This is a genomic window from Pantoea sp. SO10, from assembly GCF_005281435.1.
GTDB classification, from domain to species: Bacteria; Pseudomonadota; Gammaproteobacteria; order Enterobacterales; family Enterobacteriaceae; genus Pantoea; species Pantoea leporis.
This window is the reverse complement of record NZ_CP040095.1, coordinates 1174612-1194675: the sequence shown is the minus strand read 5'-3', so window position 1 is coordinate 1194675 and position 20064 is coordinate 1174612. Positions and strand designations below refer to the sequence as shown.

Sequence of the window (20064 nt, the reverse complement as noted above, 5' to 3'; positions counted from 1 at the left end):
TCAGCTATAAATGACGATCAGATGACAAACGGCGGTTTGCCGGCCAGCATCTGCTCAATCACCTGTAAAACGCCCTCGTCGTTATTACCCGGCGCTTCAAAGCGGGCCGCATCTTTGACCTTCTGCGGTGCGTTCGCCATGGCAAAGCTGAAGCCCGACTGCTGCAGCATTTCGAGATCGTTACCGCCGTCGCCAAACACCAGAATTTCACTGCGTTCGATGCCCCAGCGTTTGCCCAACAGATCGAGGCCGTGACCTTTATGGTTGCCCGGCACGATCAAATCCACCGATCCATGACCGCTGGACGTGGCGGCAGCCGCCCCCTGATGCAGACGCTCAATGTCCGCCATCAGCGGTTCCACGTAATCATCAGACAGATTCAGCGCAAACTTGAACAGCTTATCGCCCGCCACGTCATCGAGGCTGCGAATCGCCTTCAGGCGGTGGCAATAGTGACGCATTTTCACCAGCCACTTTTCATCAAGGCCTTCGAAGTAGTACGCGCTGTCGCGTCCGCACAGGATGTAACGCAGTTCGGGATAGTTACCGTTGTGCAACGTATCCAGCACCGCATCAATATCCGGACGAGAAAACTCGCCGCAGAATAACTCTTCATCACAATCGATAATCCACGCGCCGTTCTCCGCCACAAAGGCAATTTCGTGGGCGATCTCAGGGAAGAAGGATTTGAGTTGGTAATACTGGTTGCCGCTGGCTACCACAAACTTGATGCCGCGCTGCTTCATTTCCTGATAGCAGGCGTTAAAACGCGCGCGATTGTACTGTTTCTTGTCGTCGAGAAAGGTGCCGTCTTTATCCACCGCCACCATTTTTACCACGGTCATCATCACTCCTTAACGTATCGAAAGGAAAAACGGGTCGTAGAGAGAATAACCTGGTGAGCGGATAAAGCGCAGAGAAACACGGATGGCCGCAGCCATCCGCGGGGGGATTAGTTAAACGCGCCGTTGAGCAGAATCGCGGTGATGATGCCGGTTGCTGCGGCCACCAGCACGTAATTACCGTCGATGTAAGCCCAATGCTCACCGCGCGGTGGTTCATACAGACCACGGTCACGCCAGTCATCTACGCGATAATGCGGACCACGAAACTCCGGCGGTGCCGGATAGCCGCGACGGAAGTCATGTCCGCCCCAGGCGAAGCGGTCGCCGTCACGATGCCCTTCCGGCATACGATGGTCAGCATAACGGTCATGACGATCCGGGCCGGGGCCGCGATCGTGGCCACGGTCATGATGATTGCCGCGATCCGGTCCGCGGTCGCCGCCACGATCCGGGCCACGTCCGTGGTCCTGATGCTGGTCGCCGCCGTGCGGCTGCCAGCGCTGGTCACCAGGGCCGTCTGCCCAGGAGACGCTAGATAACAGTGTGCTGCATGCAATAAATGACGCAATAAGAGTTAATGTTGTTTTTTTCATGGTGTTGCCTCCAATGATAACGGCGGTTGCTGTGCCGTTAAGCATTACTATTGATTAACTGGAGACAGAAAAGCATTTCCAAAACTCTTAAAAACCGCATACTTACAGGAAATTACGTCAACTTATCACTTTCTTAACGATTGTGTATTTTCTGACATTAACAGGATCGAAGAGACGCATCAGCGTTTATTGCGGCGAGAGCGGGAAATATAAAGAAAAACCCGATCGCAAGGATCGGGAGGATAATTCAATTTCCATAAATTGCATAAAGGGGTAAACCCTGCAAAAGTGAGGGTAAAACTGAAGCACACAACGCCACATCACTAGCATTGCCAGCAAACAATACCATTTAAAATTGAAAACTTCTTTTGAAAAGGGCTATTTTTCAGAAAAATACGCAAAAATTAAATGACAGAAAAGATATTTTTTTAGGAACGTTGTTTCAGGATAAATAAGGTCTGTGCTCTGACCAGATTCAGCAAAGACACAACAATAAGGCATTCAAACAGCTAATCCATGCTATCAAGCATCGTTAATATCCCTTTAAAAACAACACCATTGGCCTTTTAAACCTTTATAATCTCAGCACGCCGCACGCGCAACCTGATGAGTATTTAACAATTACTGCTCCTTATTAGGCCCGGATTGTTTATCACCAACATTAATACACAGCGGTGATTACTATCGTGCTCAAAATTACCCTGCTTGCGTAACGTTTAAATATCACGAGGCAGCCTGATAAACTATTTAGGGTAAACGTTTACATGAGCAGAATATTCGTTTGCACGCTCACTATCTCATGAAGAAGATAAATGGCGCGTTGAGGACGCCGGATGACGTGCTAACGCTGCAGCAGGACGAATCGGTCGACGCACCAGCTCACCGCTGCAATTCGGGCAGCGCTGCGCCAGGATACCTTCCGCGCACGCCACACAGAACGTGCATTCAAATGAACAGATGCGCGCCTCAAGCGACTCCGGCGGCAGATCTCTATCGCAGCATTCGCAGTTAGGACGTAGTTCCAGCATGATTTCCTCCGGTGAGTTTCAGCCACCATCATCACCGTAATAGTGCTGCCGCGCCAGCCAGTGAACAGACATCAGGCGGACAAATCGGGACATCTTGTGTCTGCTCTCTTCACGAGCTTGAGCGAACCATCGATCCTAAAAACATTACTTTCCCCGTTAAGCGTTCTATAGTTCATTCGCCCTATCTACTGACGAGACTATGTAATGCGTATTAAAGGACTTAATTTAGGCTTCTTTATCGTTATTTTGGCGATCGTCACCTTCGCCTTTTTTGATGTGCTGACACCCTATTTTTCTGCCATTTTCTGGGCCGCGATTCTGGCGGTGATCTTCCATCCACTGAAGTCGCTGCTGCGCCGTAAAATGGGCGATCGCAACGGTCTGGCTTCGTTCGCTACGTTACTGATTATCTGCCTGATGGTGTTCACGCCGCTGGCGCTGATCACCTCTTCAATGGTGGTTGAAGTTAACACCGTCTACACCAAGCTGCAGAACAACTCCGCGCAGTTCCCTGCGGTGTTTGCCGATCTGCTGCAGCATCTGCCTTCCTGGGCACGCAACTATCTCGCCGATAACAACCTGAACAACGCGCAGGAGATTCAGCAGAAGCTCTCTGGCTTTGCGCTGAAAGGCGGCCAATACATGGCGGGCAGCGTGTTCCTGATCGGCAAAGGGACCTTCACCTTTACCGTTGGCTTTGGCGTGATGCTCTATCTGCTGTTCTTCCTGTTGAAAGATGGCGCCTGGCTGGTGAATTTAATTCTGGAAGCGCTGCCGCTTTCAACTTACGTGAAACATCACCTGCTGATGAAGTTCGCAGCGGTATCGCGTGCCACGGTCAAAGGCACGGTGGTGGTTGCGGTGGTACAAGGTGTGCTGGGTGGCATCGCCTTCTGGATCACCGGCATTGATGGCAGCTTGCTGTGGGGCACCTTGATGGCATTCCTGTCGCTCATTCCGGCGGTCGGTTCCGCTATTGTCTGGGTACCAGCAACCATCTTCTTTTTCGCCACCAGCGCCATCTGGAAAGCGCTGTTCCTGATTGGCTTCTTCGTAGTGGTGGTTGGACTGGTGGATAATATTCTGCGTCCGCTGCTGGTCGGTAAAGACACCAAAATGCCGGACTATCTGATCCTGATCTCCACGCTGGGCGGCATGGAAGTGTACGGCATCAACGGCTTTGTCATTGGTCCGCTGATCGCCGCGCTGTTTATTGCCTGCTGGAATCTGCTTTCTGGTCGCGATAACCGTGAGAACTCTGAAGAGATTGACGAAGAGTTTATCGAAGAGGGTAAAACCCGCGAGGAAGAGGGCAAAATCCGCGAGTAAGCGTTTCAAACGGCTACCGTTTATCGGTAGCCGCATTCACGCATGAGAATATCGGCCAGCCATTTGCTATCATCGTGGCATTGATTACGGCTTGCGACAAAAGAGAACAACATGTCCATGGAATCCTCCTTAGCGCGTGAAAATCAGGTTCTGTCAGTCTTCGATTTTGACGGCACGCTGACCATTCACGACAGCTTCATCCCCTTTCTGCGCTTCAGCTTTGGCAAACGCGCGTTCGCACGCAAAATTGCCAAACTGGCATTCCCAACGCTGCGCTGCATGCGGAAAAAGCTAACGCGTGATGAGTTAAAAGAAGTGTTGATTCACACCTTTTTAACCGGCGTTGAGGAGCAATGGATCCGTCAGCAGGCGCAACTTTTCTGCGCGGCAAACTGGAATAAGCTAATGCGCCCAGCCGGGTTGTTAGCGGTTGCCGCCGAAGTGAACTCCAGCGCCGAAGTGACCATCTGTTCCGCCTCGCCGGCGATGGTGTTAGAACCGTTCGCCGAGCGACTGGGCATCAATCTAATCGGTACCCAATTAGAAGTCGTTGACGGCATTCTTACTGGTAAAATTACCGGCCATAACTGCCGCTGCGGGCAAAAGGTCAAGCGACTGGAAAGCGTTTACGGCCCGCTGCATAACTATCACCTGCGCGCCTGGGGCGATACGCGCGGTGATTTTGAGTTACTGGCCGCCGCGCAGGATCCACACTGGCGTCATTTCCATCCAACGTGGAAAAAACGCCGCGTGCCAATGGAAAAACTGCGCATGCTGCGTCTGGATCCTTAGGGGCACAATTCGGGCTGATCAATAAATCCGGTCAGCCTTTGCTGCATCCAGCCACGGCTTAAACTCCTCCAGCAGCAGATCGTATAACCGGTCTTCCGCCAGGCTGGCAAAGTTGTCGATGGCGAAGAAATGGGTGTTGTCGATGCGGCGATCGTTGAAGTTATCCAAATCCTGCAAAATGCCATAATTACTGCCGCCGAGGCCGACAAATTTCCAGAAGATGGGATAGTTAGCCGAGCGGCGAATCGCCTCTTTGATGGCGCGGGTTTTGCTGATGCCGCCGTCGGTAATGAAAACCACGTACACCGGCAGATCGCTGTGCCTAAAGGTATCAATCAGCTCTTCCATGACCGGCGGTTCATTATTAGTGCCGCCCAGTCCGGGTAAAATCTCCCACGCCGATGTCTTGCCGCCACGCTGGATGGTAGCGATGTAGCCATCAAGATTATCCAAGGTTACATCGGGATATTTCGCGTGCTGCTGACCGAAGCCCCAGACATCCATCGAACCGTCATCATCAAACTGCGCCGCCAGCACCGCAATGCGATCTAATACGGCCTGCACGTTGCCCTTACTAAACTGCCCTTTCATCGAACCCGAAGCATCCAGTACAAATGCCACCTTCGCTTTCACCATTTGTAGCTGGTATTTGCTCAGGCTAACGCTGGCGTTTTTCGCCAGGCTCACTAATCTTGGCGCTTTCTGTTGCAGCTTTTTCTCCAGGCTTACCACCGTTGGCGCGGCAGGCTGAGGATCGGGCTGGGCGATATCCACGCCATAATGACGCGCCAATGGTTCGAGCCCGCCGTTGAATCCCTGCCCCAGCGCGCGCAGCTTCCAGCCGCCATTGTGACGATAAACCTCGGCCAGAATCAGCGCCTTCTCGCCGCGCCCGTGCGTTTCCGGGCTGAACTGCGCAATATTTTCGGCGGTTAAGCTCAGGCTGTTGAGCGCATTGATCGCCTCGTCGCCGTCAATCACTAAGGTGACGGCGATTTTACTGACGCTGGCGGCAATCTTCATCAGATCCAGATTAATGGTGCAGCCTTGCGGCGTGCTCTGCATGACCACACTGCGATTGGCGGTTGTGGGCTGATTGAAGAAGATGAAATCGGCATCGCCACTCACTTTGCCTGTGGCATCGAGCAGGAAAACACTGGTATCCACATCGCCGCGCAACGTGGATGAAGCAGCATAGTGCAGGCGCAACGTCAGTTCGGTGGTGTTCAGCGGCAGGTTCTGGCCCGGTTGTAACATCATAGTTTTAACCTCCTGTTAAGGATGCGTCCTTTGGATAATAAAAAGCCCCGGACCAGCCGGGGCTTTGATAGCAATGCTTTGAATCAGACGCTCACGCCGTGCTGCGAAGCCAGCGCTGACAGGCCGCCTGCGAAGCCCTGACCAACGGCCTTGAATTTCCACTCGGCACCATTCCGATACAGCTCACCAAACACCATCGCGGTTTCGGTAGACGCATCTTCAGACAGGTCAAAACGGGCGATTTCAGCACCGCTGTCATTATTGAAGATACGCATGAAGCTGTTGCTCACCATGCCGAAGTTCTGCTTACGCGCTTCGGCATCATAAATGGTCACCGCGAAGACCAGCTTCTTCACCTCAGCCGGTACTTTAGACAGGGTAATTTTAACCTGCTCGTCATCGCCATCGCCAGCACCGGTGCGGTTATCGCCCTGATGCTCAACGGAACCACAAGCGCTCTGCTTGTTGTTGAAGAAGATGAAGCTGGCATCGCTCAGCACTTTACCGTCGTCACCGACCATAAATACTGAAGCGTCGAGGTCGAAATCCTGACCATCTGTTACACGTGCATCCCAACCCAGACCCGCCATGGCAACATTCATGGTTGGTGCTTCTTTAGTCAGGGAAACGTTACCGCCTTTTACCAGAGAAACTGCCATTTTAAAGCTCCTGCTTTTAATTGGATGATGCGGGCAGCGCGAAGCTACCCGTGATAATTAAGACGCGTTGATGCCGTACTGAGCACATACCGAAGCGAGGCCGCCGGCATAACCCTGGCCTACCGCGCGGAATTTCCACTCGGCGCCGTTACGGTAAAGCTCACCAAACAGCATCGCGGTTTCGGTGGAGGCATCTTCGGTCAAATCGTAACGCGCCACTTCACTGCGATCATCATCGTTGACCAGGCGGATAAACGCGCCGGAAACCTGGCCAAAGCTCTGACGACGGGTCTGCGCATCGTGGATGGTGACCACAAACACAATCTTGTCGACGTCAGCCGGAATCAAATCCAGTTTGATTTTCAGCGATTCATCATCGCCATCGCCTTCACCAGTACGGTTGTCACCGGTGTGGGAAACGGAACCGTCGGAAGAGACCAGATTGTTGTAGAAAATAAAGTCAGCATCGCCGCGGACTTTACCGCTGGCGGACAGCAAGAACGCTGACGCATCAAGGTCAAAGTCCTGACCATCGGTGGAACGTGCATCCCAGCCAAGGCCAACGAGGACGTTTTTCATGGTTGGTGCCGCTTTGCTCAGCGAAACGTTACCGCCTTTAGAAAGAGAAACGCTCATTGTAATTACCTCTTGGTTAATGATTTTTCAGACTCATTGCTGGCAGAAGATCAGCTCTCTTCTTTTTCCTCGGGTTTACCGGGGAACATCACGCTGAGTACGATACCGACCGCTAACACGCCGAGTACCACAAACAGGCTGGCGCTAGCAGAGATGCTGTAGCCGTGATGCCAGATATGATCGGTAGCATTCAGACCCAGTTTCACCGCGATGAAGAACAGCAGCACGATAACGGCTTTCTCGAGGTGAACCAGATACTGCTTCAATGCTTCAAGTACGAAGTACAGTGTACGCAAGCCGAGGATGGCGAACATCATGGCGCTATAAACGATCAGCGGTTCACGGCTTACTGCGATAATCGCCGGCACGGAGTCAAAGGCGAACATCACGTCAGAGAGTTCAACCACCGCCACACACAGCATCAACGGCGTGGCATACAGCGCCGCTTTCTTGCCGCGACCAATCGCTACGTCTTTGTTTTCTGGCTTCTGCAGCTCTTCATCAACTTCCTTCTGATTCAGCAGGAAGGCGTTACCGCGCATTTTTGGCCAGATTGGGAAGAAGCGCTTCACCATGCGATAAGCAAGGTGCTGCGAGTAATCTTCGATCTCGTCGCTGTCATCGCCGCTTTTCAGCATCATCACCGCCGTCCACGCGACGATCAGCGCAAACACGATTTCGACGTACGGACCAAGGCTCAGCAAGCCGGTACCGATCGCCACGAAGATGCCACGGAAAACGATGGCACCGATGATGCCCCAGTAGAGCACGCGGTGACGATAGCGGTCCGGAACGGCAAACCACGAGAAGATCGCCATCATCACGAACAGGTTATCGACGGAAAGTACTTTCTCCAGCGCGTAACCGGTCACGAACAGGCTGGCAACTTCAGCGCCGTGATGGATATAGAGGAAGCCGGCGAAACCCATCGCCACCGCCACCCAGAACACTGACCACAGCGCCGCGCTTTTCAGCGAAATCGGCTTGTCGCCGCGGTGCATGAACAGGTCGATAAAAATAGCGCCCACCGACAGCGCGATGAAAACCGCGACTGTTTCAGTTGGGAAGCCAATGTGCGTAGACACCATGATGAACCCTTAAAAGATAAAAAATTACAGACCAAATATTGCTGGATCAAAGCCCAAAGCGACGGCGATTTCGCGCACCGCTTTCTGCTCGTCAGCATCAAAATCACCATCACTCTTACCGACAGCAATACCTACGCGGATCGCCAACTGTGCGGCTTCCGGCTGATCTTTCAACGCCATGATGTACTTCATGGTTTCGCCCTTGCCGATTTCCAGATCGAAATCAAAGCTGCTCACCAGTTTGTTGAAGAACTCAATCACTTCATTGGTATCAAAGACTTTCAACTCTTCGGAGGCGCGCAGAAAACCGATCATCTTCTGCTTCTCTTCCGCGCTCACGCCGCCGTCTGCCACCGCAATGCGTGCGCACACCGCGACGGTGCCTTGCATAAATTTCTTGTTCTTAAAGCGGCTAACCTGTTTAGTTAATTCATCGCGGCCGGAATTAAATGCCCCTTTGACCTTGTTGAAAAAGCTCATAGTGAATCCTCTGTCTGTTATTATTTGGAGCCGGCTCGCCAGTTGAATCCCCAACCGAAAGCTTTGTCCATATCGGAATGCCCGTTAAAGAACTGATTGATACGCTCGACGCGGATACTGCCGTTCTCATTGACCAGGCGAGCAATCGCACACATGTTGCGGCGGTTCTCCCCTTCAGTCATACGCGTTTCAATCGGAGGCTGGTCTGGAATGTGCAGCGTGACTACGCCATCCGTCTTGTCCCAGCTCGCCGCACCTTGATAGATGAAGGCGAAAATTAATACCTCGCGAATCTGACTCCATTCGCGACCGTTGATGTGCAGCCATTCGCCGTCGGTCACTTCGCCAGTGCGATCGTCGCCCTGCAAGTGTACGAAAGGTTTGGCATGCATAGCGCCAAAATTGCCGCCCAGCGCCTGGATCACACCGCGCGAGCCGTCTTGCAGCTCAACGAAGGCGCCGAGATCGAGATCCACGCCTTTGTTGCCGCCGAACAATCCGCGCAATCCGCCGCCGCCACTGCTGGTTTCACGGTGCCAGTTCAGATTGATGCGGATCTCACCGAAGTTATCGCGCTTGGTCAGGCTGATGGCTGGCTTCTCTTTGGTAAGAGACACTTTGCTCAGATTGATTTTTGCCGGCGCGGGTGTCGGTGCTGGAGCCGGTGCCGTCTGCGGTGCAGGCGCAGGCGTTGGGGCAGGCGCGGGTTCAGCCACATCCACACCAAAATGTTCCGCCAGCGGCTTTAAGCCGCCGTTGAAACCCTGCGCAATAAAGCGGAATTTCCACTCATTATTACGGCGGTAAAGTTCGCCGAGGATCAACGCTGCTTCCTGACGTCCTACCAGCTCCACGCTGCCATTCAGCAACACTTCACCGCTGCTCCACCTGCCGTTTGCAAACCCGACACGTTGCGGCCGCCGGTAAAGGTTTCTGCACGCACGTCAGACGCAGGCGGGTGAGATCGACAGAGAAGGCGGAGTTGTGCCCTTCGCTTTTCAGGCTGATGGTGCGGTCATCGTTATCCGGCTGACCGTAGAACACCATATCGGCATCGCCATTGACTTTGCCGCTGGCGAACAGACGAAAGGCCGAAGCATCAACGGCGGCGCCAGCGAGTACGCGCACCGTCAGCAGATTAGCGGGAACGGGAGCATTGCTCCCCGGCGTCATATTCATTAGCGCCCCACTGCGGCAACGATGTCGTTTTGCATCGCGTCAATGGTACGGCCGGCACTCGCGCGGCCATGCGCCGTGAAGTCCCACAGCCCGGCGTTGCGGTGCAGCGAAGCAATCACAATGCCGGTATGGCTGCCTTGCTCAGTCAGCTCATAGCGCGCCAGCTCTTTGCCGTTTTGATCCACCACGCGGCAGAAGGCATTTTCCACTTCATTGAAGGTTTGACCCTGGAAGCTGTTCACGGTGAACGCCAGATACTCAACGTTAGCTGGCAGACGTGACAACTCAACGATGATCACTTCATCGTCGCCATCGCCTTCGCCAGTACGATTATCACCGCTGTGTTTCACCGCACCACATTTGGAGGTTAATGCGCGGAACCAGATGGTATCAATGGCATGACCGGATTGATCCAATAATACGCAGCTGGCATCCAGATCGATGGAATCGCTGCCACCACCAAAAAGCTTGCCCATGAAGCCTTTCTTTTTAATGGGATCCCAGCCTAAGCCGAAATGTAATTTATTCAGCGAAGCGGTTTGTTTGCTGAGTGAAACCGTCTGATTCTTGCTTAATGAAACCATGTCATAATTCCTTCAAACAGGTTTGAAAAGGGTTTTATATTTGCAACAAATTCCATGAGAGCAAAATCATAACATGAGGATATTCATGTTCAGCATTAATTTTCACAGCAATTTTATGAAACACAATAAATCCTTGCAGAAGAACGACTTAAAAGAATCCAGCCCGAACCAGTAACGCACTAAACATGACAATTCTTTACATTAAAATTCATAAGGTTACGTTATAGTAAAAAATCATATTATGATTGACTCATTTCAAAGTGAGAAATAAACTCGCAAACCATAATCCAGCCACCAGCCTCTTGCGGAAATAATTAGAAATGTCTCACAAAATTTGGCTAATGGAAGGTTTATCCTCCCAGCGCGATATAATTAATGGCATAACATCTGCAGCTAAAAAACATAACTACAACGTGTCGATTTATGCATCACATCGCCAATCGCGTAATGAAATACTTTCGCTGGCGGATCATGCATTAATTGAACCTGGTGATGTTAATCAGCGCCTCGAATTTATTCTTTCTACCGTAGAAAAATATGCCATTCAGGCGATCCATACCGGTCGACATGCTCATTGGTTTGAAGCCCATCGCGCCGCTATCGAAGCCAGCGGTGCGCGCTTAACCACCGGCGCACGCGATGTTGTAATGCTGGATCTGGCCGATGACAAAGTCGCGTTTGCCCACCATATGAAAAGCCTGAATTTGCCGGTGGTGCCTTCACTGCGCGTGGATTCACCCGTACAGTTGCGTGAGCTGATCGCCGGTAAACCCTTTGGCGATCTGCCGCTGTGCGTAAAACCGGTTACCGGTATTTATGGCATGGGATTCTGGCAGTTTGATGAGAGCGCCTCGCCGATGGCGCCGTTTACCCATCCCGACGCACGCCGGGTGAAAGCCGAATATTACTTACAGGCGCTGGAGGCCGCCGACAGCATGGAGCCGCTGGTCCTGATGCCGTATCTGCCGGGCCCGGAATATTCGGTTGATATGCTGGCGGAAAACGGCAAGGTGCTGGCCGCCGTGGCGCGCCGTAAAGAAGGGGCGCTGCAGTATCTGGAGAACCGCGGCGAAGCCTTTGAGCTGGCGCTAGCCTGTGCCGCTGCGATGGGCGCGGATGGATTGATCAACGTGCAGACGCGCAATGATGCCAGCGGCAAACCGCTATTACTGGAGATCAATATGCGCCCTTCCGGCGGCATTGGTTACACCCGTTTCAGCGGCGTCAATCTTCCCGGCTTGTTTGCCCTGCGCCAGCTAGGCTTGATCAGTCAGCAGCAGGTGATCGACAACGCCTGCCGCGACTTCACGCAGCCACCGTCCGCGCGCTGAGCGACGTGGTGGCGTACAACCCGTCCTGTCCAACCAGGTTCAATAAGGAACAATCCATGACCACACTTTGGAGCAGGACGCTGTCATGCGGCACGCTGAGCGTTACGCCAACCGGCGGCATCAGCGCCATCGACGATCTGTTCGAGATCGCCGAGCGCCGCAATCCCAAGCGCGCTTTTTTGTTCGTCAGTAAAGTGCTTGGCCGCCACATTCCGGTGGCGCCGGAGAAAATGCGCGCCGTGTATCGCCAGCTGGCGGAGCAGTTTCCGCCGCTTTCTGACGGCCCGGTGCTGTTTATCGGCATGGCGGAAACCGCCGTTGGCCTCGGCGCAGGCGTGTTTGATGAAGTGCGCCAGCACGTCAGTGAGCCGGTGTATCTCACCTCAACGCGCCATCCGCAGCAGGCGGATTTGCTGTGCGAGTTTAAAGAGAATCACAGCCACGCCACCGATCATCTGATCTACCTGCCCGATGATGCGCAGCTGCGCCAGCGCGTGCTCAACGCGCGCACGCTGGTAATGATTGATGACGAAGCCACCACCGGCAACACCTTTATTAACCTGCTCGAAGCGCTGCGCAACGACGGCGGCGCAGATCGAGCAGGAGCAGGTTATCGCCGTCACGCTCACCGACTGGAGCGGCGATGCGTTATCCGCGCGCTGTCCGGTGCCGGTGCGCAGCGTGTCGCTGGTGCAAGGCGACTGGCACTGGCAGCAGGATCCCGACGCCGCACTGCCGCCGATGCCAGCGATGGTGCTTAACGATGCCGCACCGTGCCCATCACCGGCAAACAGCGCTGGGCCGACTCGGCATGGCAGCGCCAACGGGCGATTTGGGGCGCGCGATTCAGGCGCAGCCGGGAGAGAAAATTCTCGTGCTCGGCAGCAGCGAATTTGTCTGGGAACCCTTCTTGCTGGCAGAACGTCTGGCGACTCAGGGCGCAGAGGTGAAATACAGCTCCACCACGCGCTCGCCGATCGCCAGCGGATTTGCCATCGAATCGGCTATCGCCTTCGGCGATAACTACGGTCTCGGCATCGCCAACTTCGTTTACAACGTGGCGCATCAGCAGTTTGACCGCATTTTGCTGTGTATCGAAACGCCGGTCGACAGCGTGGATCCGCTGTTAACCACGGCACTGGCCAAGGTTGCGCCACAGGTGGAGGTGATCAGCTATGAATAAACCGGTGATTTTTTCCGACCTTGACGACACGCTATTTCAAACGCGCCGCAAAATGGTGGACGAGCTGGATCTTGAGCCGTTCCGTACTGGCGCACTCGATCTCAGCCTGCAACCGCGCAGCTTTATGACGGAAGAGCAGTCGATGCTGGTTGACTGGATGATCGAGCAGGCCGATTTGATCCCGGTCACCGCCCGCGGCACCGAAGAGATCGCCCGCGTGCAGATCCCTTTCCGATCGTGGGCGGTGACCACGCACGGCGCGGTGATCCTTAATCCGCAAGGCGAGGAAGATGCCGCATGGCGCGCGCACATGCTGGAAAAACTGACGCCGTACGGCCCGGCGCTGCTCTCGATGCAGCAGGCGATCACCGACCTGATGGCAGAGCGCGACATCAACGGCTGGGCGCGCATCAACTATGAATATGGCGTAACGCCGATCTATCTGGTGATGAAGCACCGCGACAGCACGCGCCTCGAAGAGCTTTACGCCATCGCCGATGAAATCGAGCAACGCTTCCCCACCGCCGGCTATTACATCCATCGCAACAGCAACAACGTCGCCTGGCTGCCGAACGTGGTGGAAAAAGGCTTAGCCGTCAGCTACCTGCTGGAAAAGCTGCGTAACGAGCGCGGCGTTTTCCCAGTGATTGGCCTTGGCGACAGCCTCAGCGATCACCGCTTTATGAAGCTGTGCAGCTGGTACGGCATTCCGCGTCAGAGCCAGTTTGCCGAACGCATCAACCAGGCAATATTCGGAGAACAAACAGATGGTGAATAACTTGCCTTTCTCTGGATCGTACCAAGCCGGCGACGTCGAATTTCTGCTGAAGCCGGTTGAAATCGACATGACGCCGGTGGAGCAAAAAGAGCAGCTGATCCAATCTGGCGCGCGCCACTATTCCGAGATGTTGAGTCAGGAACCGGAACCGACGCGCTGGCACCTTGAGCTGTTTTCCCGCGCGCTTGACGCCGGTGCCGGACGCCTGGCGCAAGAAGTCACCATGCTGGCGCGGACGCTGGCACAACAGTTTGGCGACACGCCGATTGTGCTCGCCAGCCTGGTGCGCGCGGGCGTGCCGCTCGGCGTGATGCTGCAACAGGCGCTGCGCGCGATGGGCCGCGAATCCTACCATTACGGCATCAGCATCATCCGCGATCGCGGTATTGATCAGGCCGCGCTGGAGATCATCGAAGCGCGCCACGGCACCGCAGGCATTGTGTTCGTTGATGGCTGGACCGGCAAAGGCGCCATCACCGGCGAGCTGATCCGCAGCCTCGAACATCGTCCCGGCTATCCGGCACAGCCGCGCTTGGTGGTGCTGGCCGATCCGTGCGGTCGGGCGTGGCTTTCGGCCAGCGATGATGACTGGCTGATCCCGTTTGGCATTATGGGCGCGCCGGTTTCAGGGTTAATTTCGCGCTCGTTGTGGTCTGAAGCGGGCTTACACGGCTGCGTGCAGTGCGACCATCTGGCGCAATACGATTGCAGCCAGCAGCTGGTGAACACCGTGGCGGAATATGCGCGATCGCTGGATGTCAACGCCCTGCCCGCGTGCCAGCAGGATCCACAACATCAGCAGCAACTGGTGGCGCAAAGTGAAGCGGTGATCGCCATGCTGGCGGCGCGTTATCAGGTGAACAGCATCAACCGCATTAAGCCGGGCATCGCCGAAGCCACGCGCGCCGTGCTGCGTCGCGTGCCGGATCAGGTGCTGGTCCGTTCGGTGAACGATCCCGACGTGGCGCTGCTGGTCTATCTTGCCCAACAAAAAGGGCTGACCATCACAGAAGCGGGTGCCGATCTTGGGCAATACCGCGCCGTGACGATAATCAAAAAGGTGCTGTGATGAACGGCCGTCTCTCTCCATGGCGATTGGGCGCAACGCTGTATATGCCGGCGGTGCGCAGCGATATCGTCGATGCCATTCTGCACAATAAAATCAGCGGGTTGCGCTCGCTGGTGATCTGCCTGGAAGATGCGGTCAGTGATGCGGATTTGCCGCAGGCGCTGCACAATCTCCAGCAGATCCTGCTTGTGTTGAATGCCGAACAGCGTGCCAATGGCAACGCGCAGTGGCCGCTGGTGTTTATCCGTCCGCGCAACAGCGAGATGGGCGCGTGGCTGGTGGAAAACCTCAACCTCAGCGCGATAGACGGTTTTGTGCTGCCGAAATTCACCGCCGACTCCTTGCCGCTGTGGTGGCAGATTCTTGAACCGAGCCATCTGTGCATGATGCCGACGCTGGAAACCGAAGAGGTGTTCGACGTGGTGGCGATGCGCGAGCTGGCCCACGCTGCAAAACCATGCCTGCCGCGAGCGCGTGATCGCCCTGCGCATCGGCGGTAACGATTTGATGAATGTGCTGTCGCTGCGCCGTTCACGTCACTTCACGCTGTATGACAGCCCGATGGGTTACACCATCAAAATGCTGTGGCGGTATTCGCGTCGCGCGATTTTGCGCTGACCGCACCGTATGCGAGCACATCGACGATCAGCAGATTATGGATCAGGAAACTGGTGGATATCGCGCACGGTTTGGTGGGCAAAACCGCCATTCATCCGAGCCAGATCGGCAAGATTCAGGAGATGTTGATGGTTTCCGCCAGCGATCAAGCGGATGCCTTCCGCATCCTCAATTCAAGCCAGGCGGTATTCAAATCGCAGGGCGCGATGTGCGAACCGGCGACGCATCGCCGCTGGGCTGCCGCCCATCCTGGCGCGCGCGCAGGAATACGGCATCGCACCCGATACCCGCTCAGACGGCGCGTTGATGCTGGTAACCTGACAAACCCCTTAGGGTGGCATTCCTGCCCACCGCGTTACCACTGAACCACAAACCGGACGTAGGAATTTTCGGACCCTATTTACCTGATATTTAAATACCCTCTGATACTGTCGAAAACCGTTTGCCAGGAGGGCGATACCGACCATTGACCACTAACGCAGGCCTCAATCGACCATGCAACTCAGTACCCGACAGACACGCGTATTTATGCTCGCCTCACTGCTCAGCAGCGGCAAACCGGTCGCATCCAGCCGCATTCTCGCCTCGCTCGACTGCTCCGAACCCACGCTGACGCGCGCGCTAAAAGAGCTACGTGAATCCTGGTCTGCGGAGATCAAATACAGCCGCCTCACCCACTGCTACCAACTTACTGAACCCGGCAAGCTGGACAAGAAAAGCCTGCGCCATATTAATGAAGCGCTCAAACTTAATGCCGAACTGCAACAAAGCGAAACCGTCAGCCGGGTATTTCTGGATAAAGAGAAAAAGAAAGCGGTGTCGCTGTCGTTGCGTATGTCTGTTTTGAGGAAAATCGATCAGGTTGTGAGATTGAGTGAAACGACGAGGAGTGATGCGGTGGAGATGCTGGTTGAAAGCGGTTGGATGAGTTAATTGAAAAGTTAATGCTTAAAAGAACGAGTTAAAACGGCAGTAAATATTTCAGCAGTAGTTTAACGACGTTGAGTGGTGGGGTGTATTGCCAACGCACTTTAGCGATACCAATTCTACATCAGCCCCTTAAATTTTTGCTGGACCTTATCGACATTGCCAATGTCCCCTAACCTGCCAAAACTGTTAACGTAATCACGTTTCATCGATCGTTATTTTCATCCTCAACATTCACATCTTCGCACCACATGTTTACTCACGCAGAACAGCCTTCCCCTTTATTAAATTATAAAAAATCGTTCAAAATCAGTATGTAAAATTAAAAACCGCAGTTACTGAATCGCATTAGGATTACTAGTAATGTCGAGTGAAAATCCTTGCTAAAAATTGGAATCCTGTTTCACAAACTCAAATTGTTAGTTTGATCAACTATCACTCCTTGTAATATCCTCAGGGCCGTTGGTCGGTGGAGATCGCTCTTTCAGGGCAGCGAGTCCACCTTTGCTCGGCTAAGTAAGCAGCGTGAGCAACAGCCATTTCTCGATTGAAATCGGTGATTGGATTAATGGATTAACAATGCTCAGGCGTTACCAGGAAGGTGCCCATGACGTTTTCACAACACAACATCACAGCGAATACTCTCGATGAGCTGATGCAGGATACCTGGCTATTGGCGCTCGCGATCCGTAATGGGCAATCCATCACGGTTGATGATGCACTCTACCAGCGCTGCTTCAATACGATTCAACAGGTTCAGCATCACCTCACGACAGCGGGAGCATCCGCTTCTCTCTGCGAAGAAATCAAATTTGCGCACTGCGTCTTTCTCGACGAACTGATCATGACCATTCCGCAAGCTGATATCTCTGCCTGGTGGAAACGCACACCTTTGCAGGGGCACTTTCTCGGGCACCTCATTGGTGGTGAGCAATTCTTTGACCGCGTCAAAAATCTGCTTCATGAACCTGCAACAGCTCAAGCCGCCATTAGCTGCTACTACAGAATGTTGCATTTGGGTTATGCCGGAAAATACCGAACGGAAGACGATGAGGAGCGACAGTTGCTGATGCAGCAGCTAAAAGCGCTATTGCCGAAGCAGATTGGATCTGCCGACTCAGCAATAATTATCCAGCGCTCGAAACATAAAACATCTTTCTGGCAACGTTCTCCGTGGCTTATTCGCAGCAGTGTGCTGGTTGCCATTATTCTCGCCACTTTCATCATGAACGGTCATCTGCAATATCTGTTAGTCAAAGGGTAGGCTTCAGGCAAACAAATTTCAGGAAGGAATCTGTAAATGGGCAAGAGGGATTTTGTGATTACGGCTGGCAAGACGCCGATATACAGCCACTATCAACTGAGCATCCAGACGCTGAAAAATCAGCGTCCCGATATTCTTTTGTCAGTGCTGCGTTTTAGCGGTGAAGAGGCATTAAATTCGCCGTGGAAGTACAGTATTGAACTCACCAGCGCTACACGCGATATTCCCGCCGATATTCTGATTAACAGCACGGCCCAGTTATTGTTTTACCCTGACGGCCAACCCTGGCTGTCAGTGGAACCTCGCATTTTGCGCGGTGTAGTTACCGCTTTCCAGCAGTGCGAATCCTCTGCTGACCAAACACGTTATGTGGTCACGCTGGAATCGCGCCTTGCGCTGCTAAAAAACAGCCTGACCTATGCCGTTTACCAGCATAAAAGTGTACCGGGTGCGGTAGAGGATATCCTTAAACGCTGGGAATACTCCTCGCTGGATTATCACTTTCGCCTGAATACTCAATATCCGATTCGCGATTTCTATATCTCATATGCGGAGAGCGATCTCGCCTTTATAGAGCGTCATCTGTCGCGCATTGGTGTCTTTTATTACTTCACCTGGGATGAAGAAAACCACCGAGATGTGCTGGTACTGGGTGACAGCGCGCAGGCCTATGGTGCTGAGCAAAGCATCGTCTTTCGCCATCCGTCAGGGTTATTTGATGGCGGCCTGGAATCTCTCTGGGATATTTCCGTTAATCGCCAATCCGTTGCCGCCAGCACACGACTCAATGATGAGTATTACCGCAACGCGCAAAATGACATGCAGGCGCAAGCGGAAACCGATCCTGATAAGCCGGCGCTTACGGGAGAGCTGTATCGCTATGGTGAAAACTATCAGTTGCTCGGCAAGGAGTATCAGGCTCTACCGGAACAGGGACAGTGGTTTGTCAGACGTCGCCAGGAACGCCTGATCACCGAGCAGGTCACTTTCGACGGTATGAGCAACGGCATGGATATCCGTCCGGGCATGGTGATCTCGCCACAAGGTAAAGAGTGGCCAGATGCGCCGGATGGCCTGCTGGTAGTGTCTACCTCATCAACCCGTATTTCGCGCGATACCGCCTATGTTATCCGCTTTACCGCTGTGCCCGTTCGGCCGCAAAGCACTTATCGCCCACCGTTGAAAAGCTGGCCGCACATCGCAGGCACGCTGCTGGCTCGCGTTACCAGCCCGGTAGAAAATGCGCAATATGCAGAACTTGATGAACATGGCCGCTATCGGGTGCGTTTTCAGTTCGATCTAAACGAATCCTGGCAGTCTGGTTTTGAAAGTGTACCGGTGCGGCTGGCGAAGCCCTATGCAGGCAATGTCTACGGTTGGCACTTTCCACTGATAGCCGGAACGCAGGTGATGATTGCCTTCACCAACGGCGATCCGGACAGGCCTTTTATTCTCTGCTCGGTACATGATTCTCGCCATGAAGATCATGTCAATCTCTATAACTATCATCGCAATGTGCTGAGGACGCCGGCGAACAACAAACTCCGCTTTGAGGATCGCCGTGGATATGAACATGTCAAACTGTCGACGGAATTTGGCGGTAAGAGCCAACTCTCACTCGGACATATCGTCGACAGTTCACGTAGCAAGCGCGGCGAAGGGTTTGAGCTGCGTACAGACAGCACCGGTACGCTGCGAGCCGGCAAGGGCCTTTTCCTGACGGCTGATAAGCAGGCCACGGCAACCGGGCCGGTACTGGAAATGACATCGGCAATAAGCCTGGTCAAAGGTGCGATCAGCCAGATGAGCGACTGGCAGTCGATCACTCAGTCGCACCATAATCTCCAGCCCGATGTCACGCATCTCAGGGCTTATCTGGCCGCCGTCGACCAGCTCAAATCCCCTGCCATGTTGCTGAGTGCGCCAGAAGGCATTGGCGTTGTCAGCCCCAAAAGCATTCTGCTCAACTCAGGCAGCACTATGCATCTGCAAAGCCAGATGGAAACCAGCATTGCCAGTGGCAAACGCATTCAGGTCAACGCCAGCCAGGCGATTTCCCTGCTGTCGCAGCAGGAAGGGATTCGCATGGTGTCGGGCCAGGGTCCGCTGACGGTGGAATCGCACGGCGATACCCTGGGACTGACGGCGATGAAAGATATCAGCGTCCAGACAGTTCAGGGTGAACTGCGCCTGACCGCGAAAAACGGCATTGTGCTGGGATGTGGCGGCGCAACCATCAGGATTACGCCGCAGGGTGATATCCAAATTCATTCGCCGGGTAAAACCAGCATCCGTGGCGTTCATGCCTGGAATTCTCCTGCCAGCGAAGAAACAACGCTGCCGGATCTGCCTAAATCCGTTTGCAAAGAGTGCCTGAAAAAAGCACAGGAAGCCGCGCTGGCTTTCGCGCCAAGGGGATAG

15 protein-coding genes and 5 pseudogenes are annotated in these 20064 nt (G+C 53.9%); 10 read left to right on the top strand and 10 right to left on the bottom strand.

What is annotated here, in order from left to right; genetic code table 11:
* Nucleotides 1-17: 17 nt before the first annotated feature.
* From FCN45_RS05455 to FCN45_RS05445, 3 genes are all read right to left on the bottom strand, one after another.
* Complete coding sequence (locus FCN45_RS05455; protein ID WP_110865702.1) at nucleotides 18-845, bottom strand: Cof-type HAD-IIB family hydrolase; 828 nt, start codon at nucleotides 843-845, stop codon at nucleotides 18-20.
* Between the two features lie 107 nt (nucleotides 846-952).
* Nucleotides 953-1438, bottom strand: coding sequence for an RcnB family protein (locus tag FCN45_RS05450; protein WP_137385350.1), 486 nt, complete (start codon nucleotides 1436-1438; stop codon nucleotides 953-955).
* Between the two features lie 797 nt (nucleotides 1439-2235).
* Nucleotides 2236-2466 (bottom strand): DUF1272 domain-containing protein, encoded by a 231-nt coding sequence (locus FCN45_RS05445; protein ID WP_101763271.1) that lies wholly within the window; start codon nucleotides 2464-2466, stop codon nucleotides 2236-2238.
* 204 nt (nucleotides 2467-2670) lie between these two features.
* Between FCN45_RS05445 and FCN45_RS05440 the strand changes: the two genes are divergently transcribed.
* Both FCN45_RS05440 and FCN45_RS05435 read left to right on the top strand, forming a co-directional pair.
* Nucleotides 2671-3795, top strand: a complete 1125-nt coding sequence (locus FCN45_RS05440; RefSeq protein WP_101763272.1) for an AI-2E family transporter — start codon at nucleotides 2671-2673, stop codon at nucleotides 3793-3795.
* A gap of 111 nt (nucleotides 3796-3906) precedes the next feature.
* Entirely contained in the window at nucleotides 3907-4587 is a 681-nt protein-coding gene (locus tag FCN45_RS05435) for an HAD family hydrolase (protein ID WP_101763273.1), read from the top strand.
* An 18-nt stretch (nucleotides 4588-4605) separates the two neighbouring features.
* On the opposite strand, the gene FCN45_RS05430 is transcribed toward FCN45_RS05435, so the two are convergent.
* The 7 genes and pseudogenes from FCN45_RS05430 to FCN45_RS05400 form a co-directional block, all read right to left on the bottom strand.
* Nucleotides 4606-5847 (bottom strand): VWA domain-containing protein, encoded by a 1242-nt coding sequence (locus FCN45_RS05430; protein ID WP_137385349.1) that lies wholly within the window; start codon nucleotides 5845-5847, stop codon nucleotides 4606-4608.
* A gap of 83 nt (nucleotides 5848-5930) precedes the next feature.
* Nucleotides 5931-6506, bottom strand: coding sequence for a TerD family protein (locus FCN45_RS05425; RefSeq protein ID WP_101763275.1), 576 nt, complete (start codon nucleotides 6504-6506; stop codon nucleotides 5931-5933).
* A gap of 57 nt (nucleotides 6507-6563) precedes the next feature.
* A complete protein-coding gene (locus tag FCN45_RS05420; RefSeq protein WP_137385348.1) occupies nucleotides 6564-7142 on the bottom strand; it encodes a TerD family protein in 579 nt (192 codons plus the stop codon).
* Nucleotides 7143-7192: 50 nt separating this feature from the next.
* Nucleotides 7193-8230, bottom strand: coding sequence for a TerC/Alx family metal homeostasis membrane protein (locus FCN45_RS05415; RefSeq protein ID WP_008103746.1), 1038 nt, complete (start codon nucleotides 8228-8230; stop codon nucleotides 7193-7195).
* Between the two features lie 24 nt (nucleotides 8231-8254).
* Nucleotides 8255-8710, bottom strand: a complete 456-nt coding sequence (locus FCN45_RS05410; protein WP_101763276.1) for a tellurite resistance TerB family protein — start codon at nucleotides 8708-8710, stop codon at nucleotides 8255-8257.
* 20 nt (nucleotides 8711-8730) lie between these two features.
* Nucleotides 8731-9889, bottom strand: a pseudogene (locus tag FCN45_RS05405) (TerD family protein).
* A complete protein-coding gene (locus FCN45_RS05400; protein WP_137385347.1) occupies nucleotides 9889-10473 on the bottom strand; it encodes a TerD family protein in 585 nt (194 codons plus the stop codon). The pseudogene FCN45_RS05405 and the gene FCN45_RS05400 overlap by 1 nt, the downstream one beginning before the upstream one ends.
* 320 nt (nucleotides 10474-10793) lie before the next feature.
* On the opposite strand from FCN45_RS05400, the pseudogene FCN45_RS05395 reads away from it, so the two are divergent.
* The 8 genes and pseudogenes from FCN45_RS05395 to FCN45_RS05360 form a co-directional block, all read left to right on the top strand.
* Nucleotides 10794-11848: pseudogene (locus FCN45_RS05395) on the top strand (ATP-grasp domain-containing protein); the annotation flags it as partial.
* 12 nt (nucleotides 11849-11860) lie between these two features.
* Nucleotides 11861-12987: pseudogene (locus FCN45_RS05390) on the top strand (phosphoribosyltransferase domain-containing protein).
* Nucleotides 12980-13765 (top strand): hypothetical protein, encoded by a 786-nt coding sequence (locus FCN45_RS05385; RefSeq protein ID WP_137385346.1) that lies wholly within the window; start codon nucleotides 12980-12982, stop codon nucleotides 13763-13765. The pseudogene FCN45_RS05390 and the gene FCN45_RS05385 overlap by 8 nt, the downstream one beginning before the upstream one ends.
* Nucleotides 13755-14834 carry a cysteine protease StiP family protein gene (locus FCN45_RS05380; protein ID WP_137385345.1) on the top strand — a complete coding sequence of 360 codons (1080 nt, stop codon included), beginning with the start codon at nucleotides 13755-13757 and terminating at the stop codon, nucleotides 14832-14834. The genes FCN45_RS05385 and FCN45_RS05380 overlap by 11 nt, the downstream gene beginning before the upstream one ends.
* Nucleotides 14834-15817 (top strand): annotated as a pseudogene (locus tag FCN45_RS05375) (HpcH/HpaI aldolase/citrate lyase family protein). Before FCN45_RS05380 ends, FCN45_RS05375 begins: the two are co-directional and overlap by 1 nt.
* Before the next feature lie 130 nt (nucleotides 15818-15947).
* A pseudogene (locus tag FCN45_RS05370) lies at nucleotides 15948-16417 on the top strand (tellurium resistance protein TerW).
* A gap of 569 nt (nucleotides 16418-16986) precedes the next feature.
* Nucleotides 16987-17643 (top strand): type VI secretion system protein TssL, short form, encoded by a 657-nt coding sequence (gene tssL / locus FCN45_RS05365; RefSeq protein ID WP_137385343.1) that lies wholly within the window; start codon nucleotides 16987-16989, stop codon nucleotides 17641-17643.
* Between the two features lie 36 nt (nucleotides 17644-17679).
* Nucleotides 17680-20064 (top strand): type VI secretion system Vgr family protein, encoded by a 2385-nt coding sequence (locus tag FCN45_RS05360; protein ID WP_137385342.1) that lies wholly within the window; start codon nucleotides 17680-17682, stop codon nucleotides 20062-20064.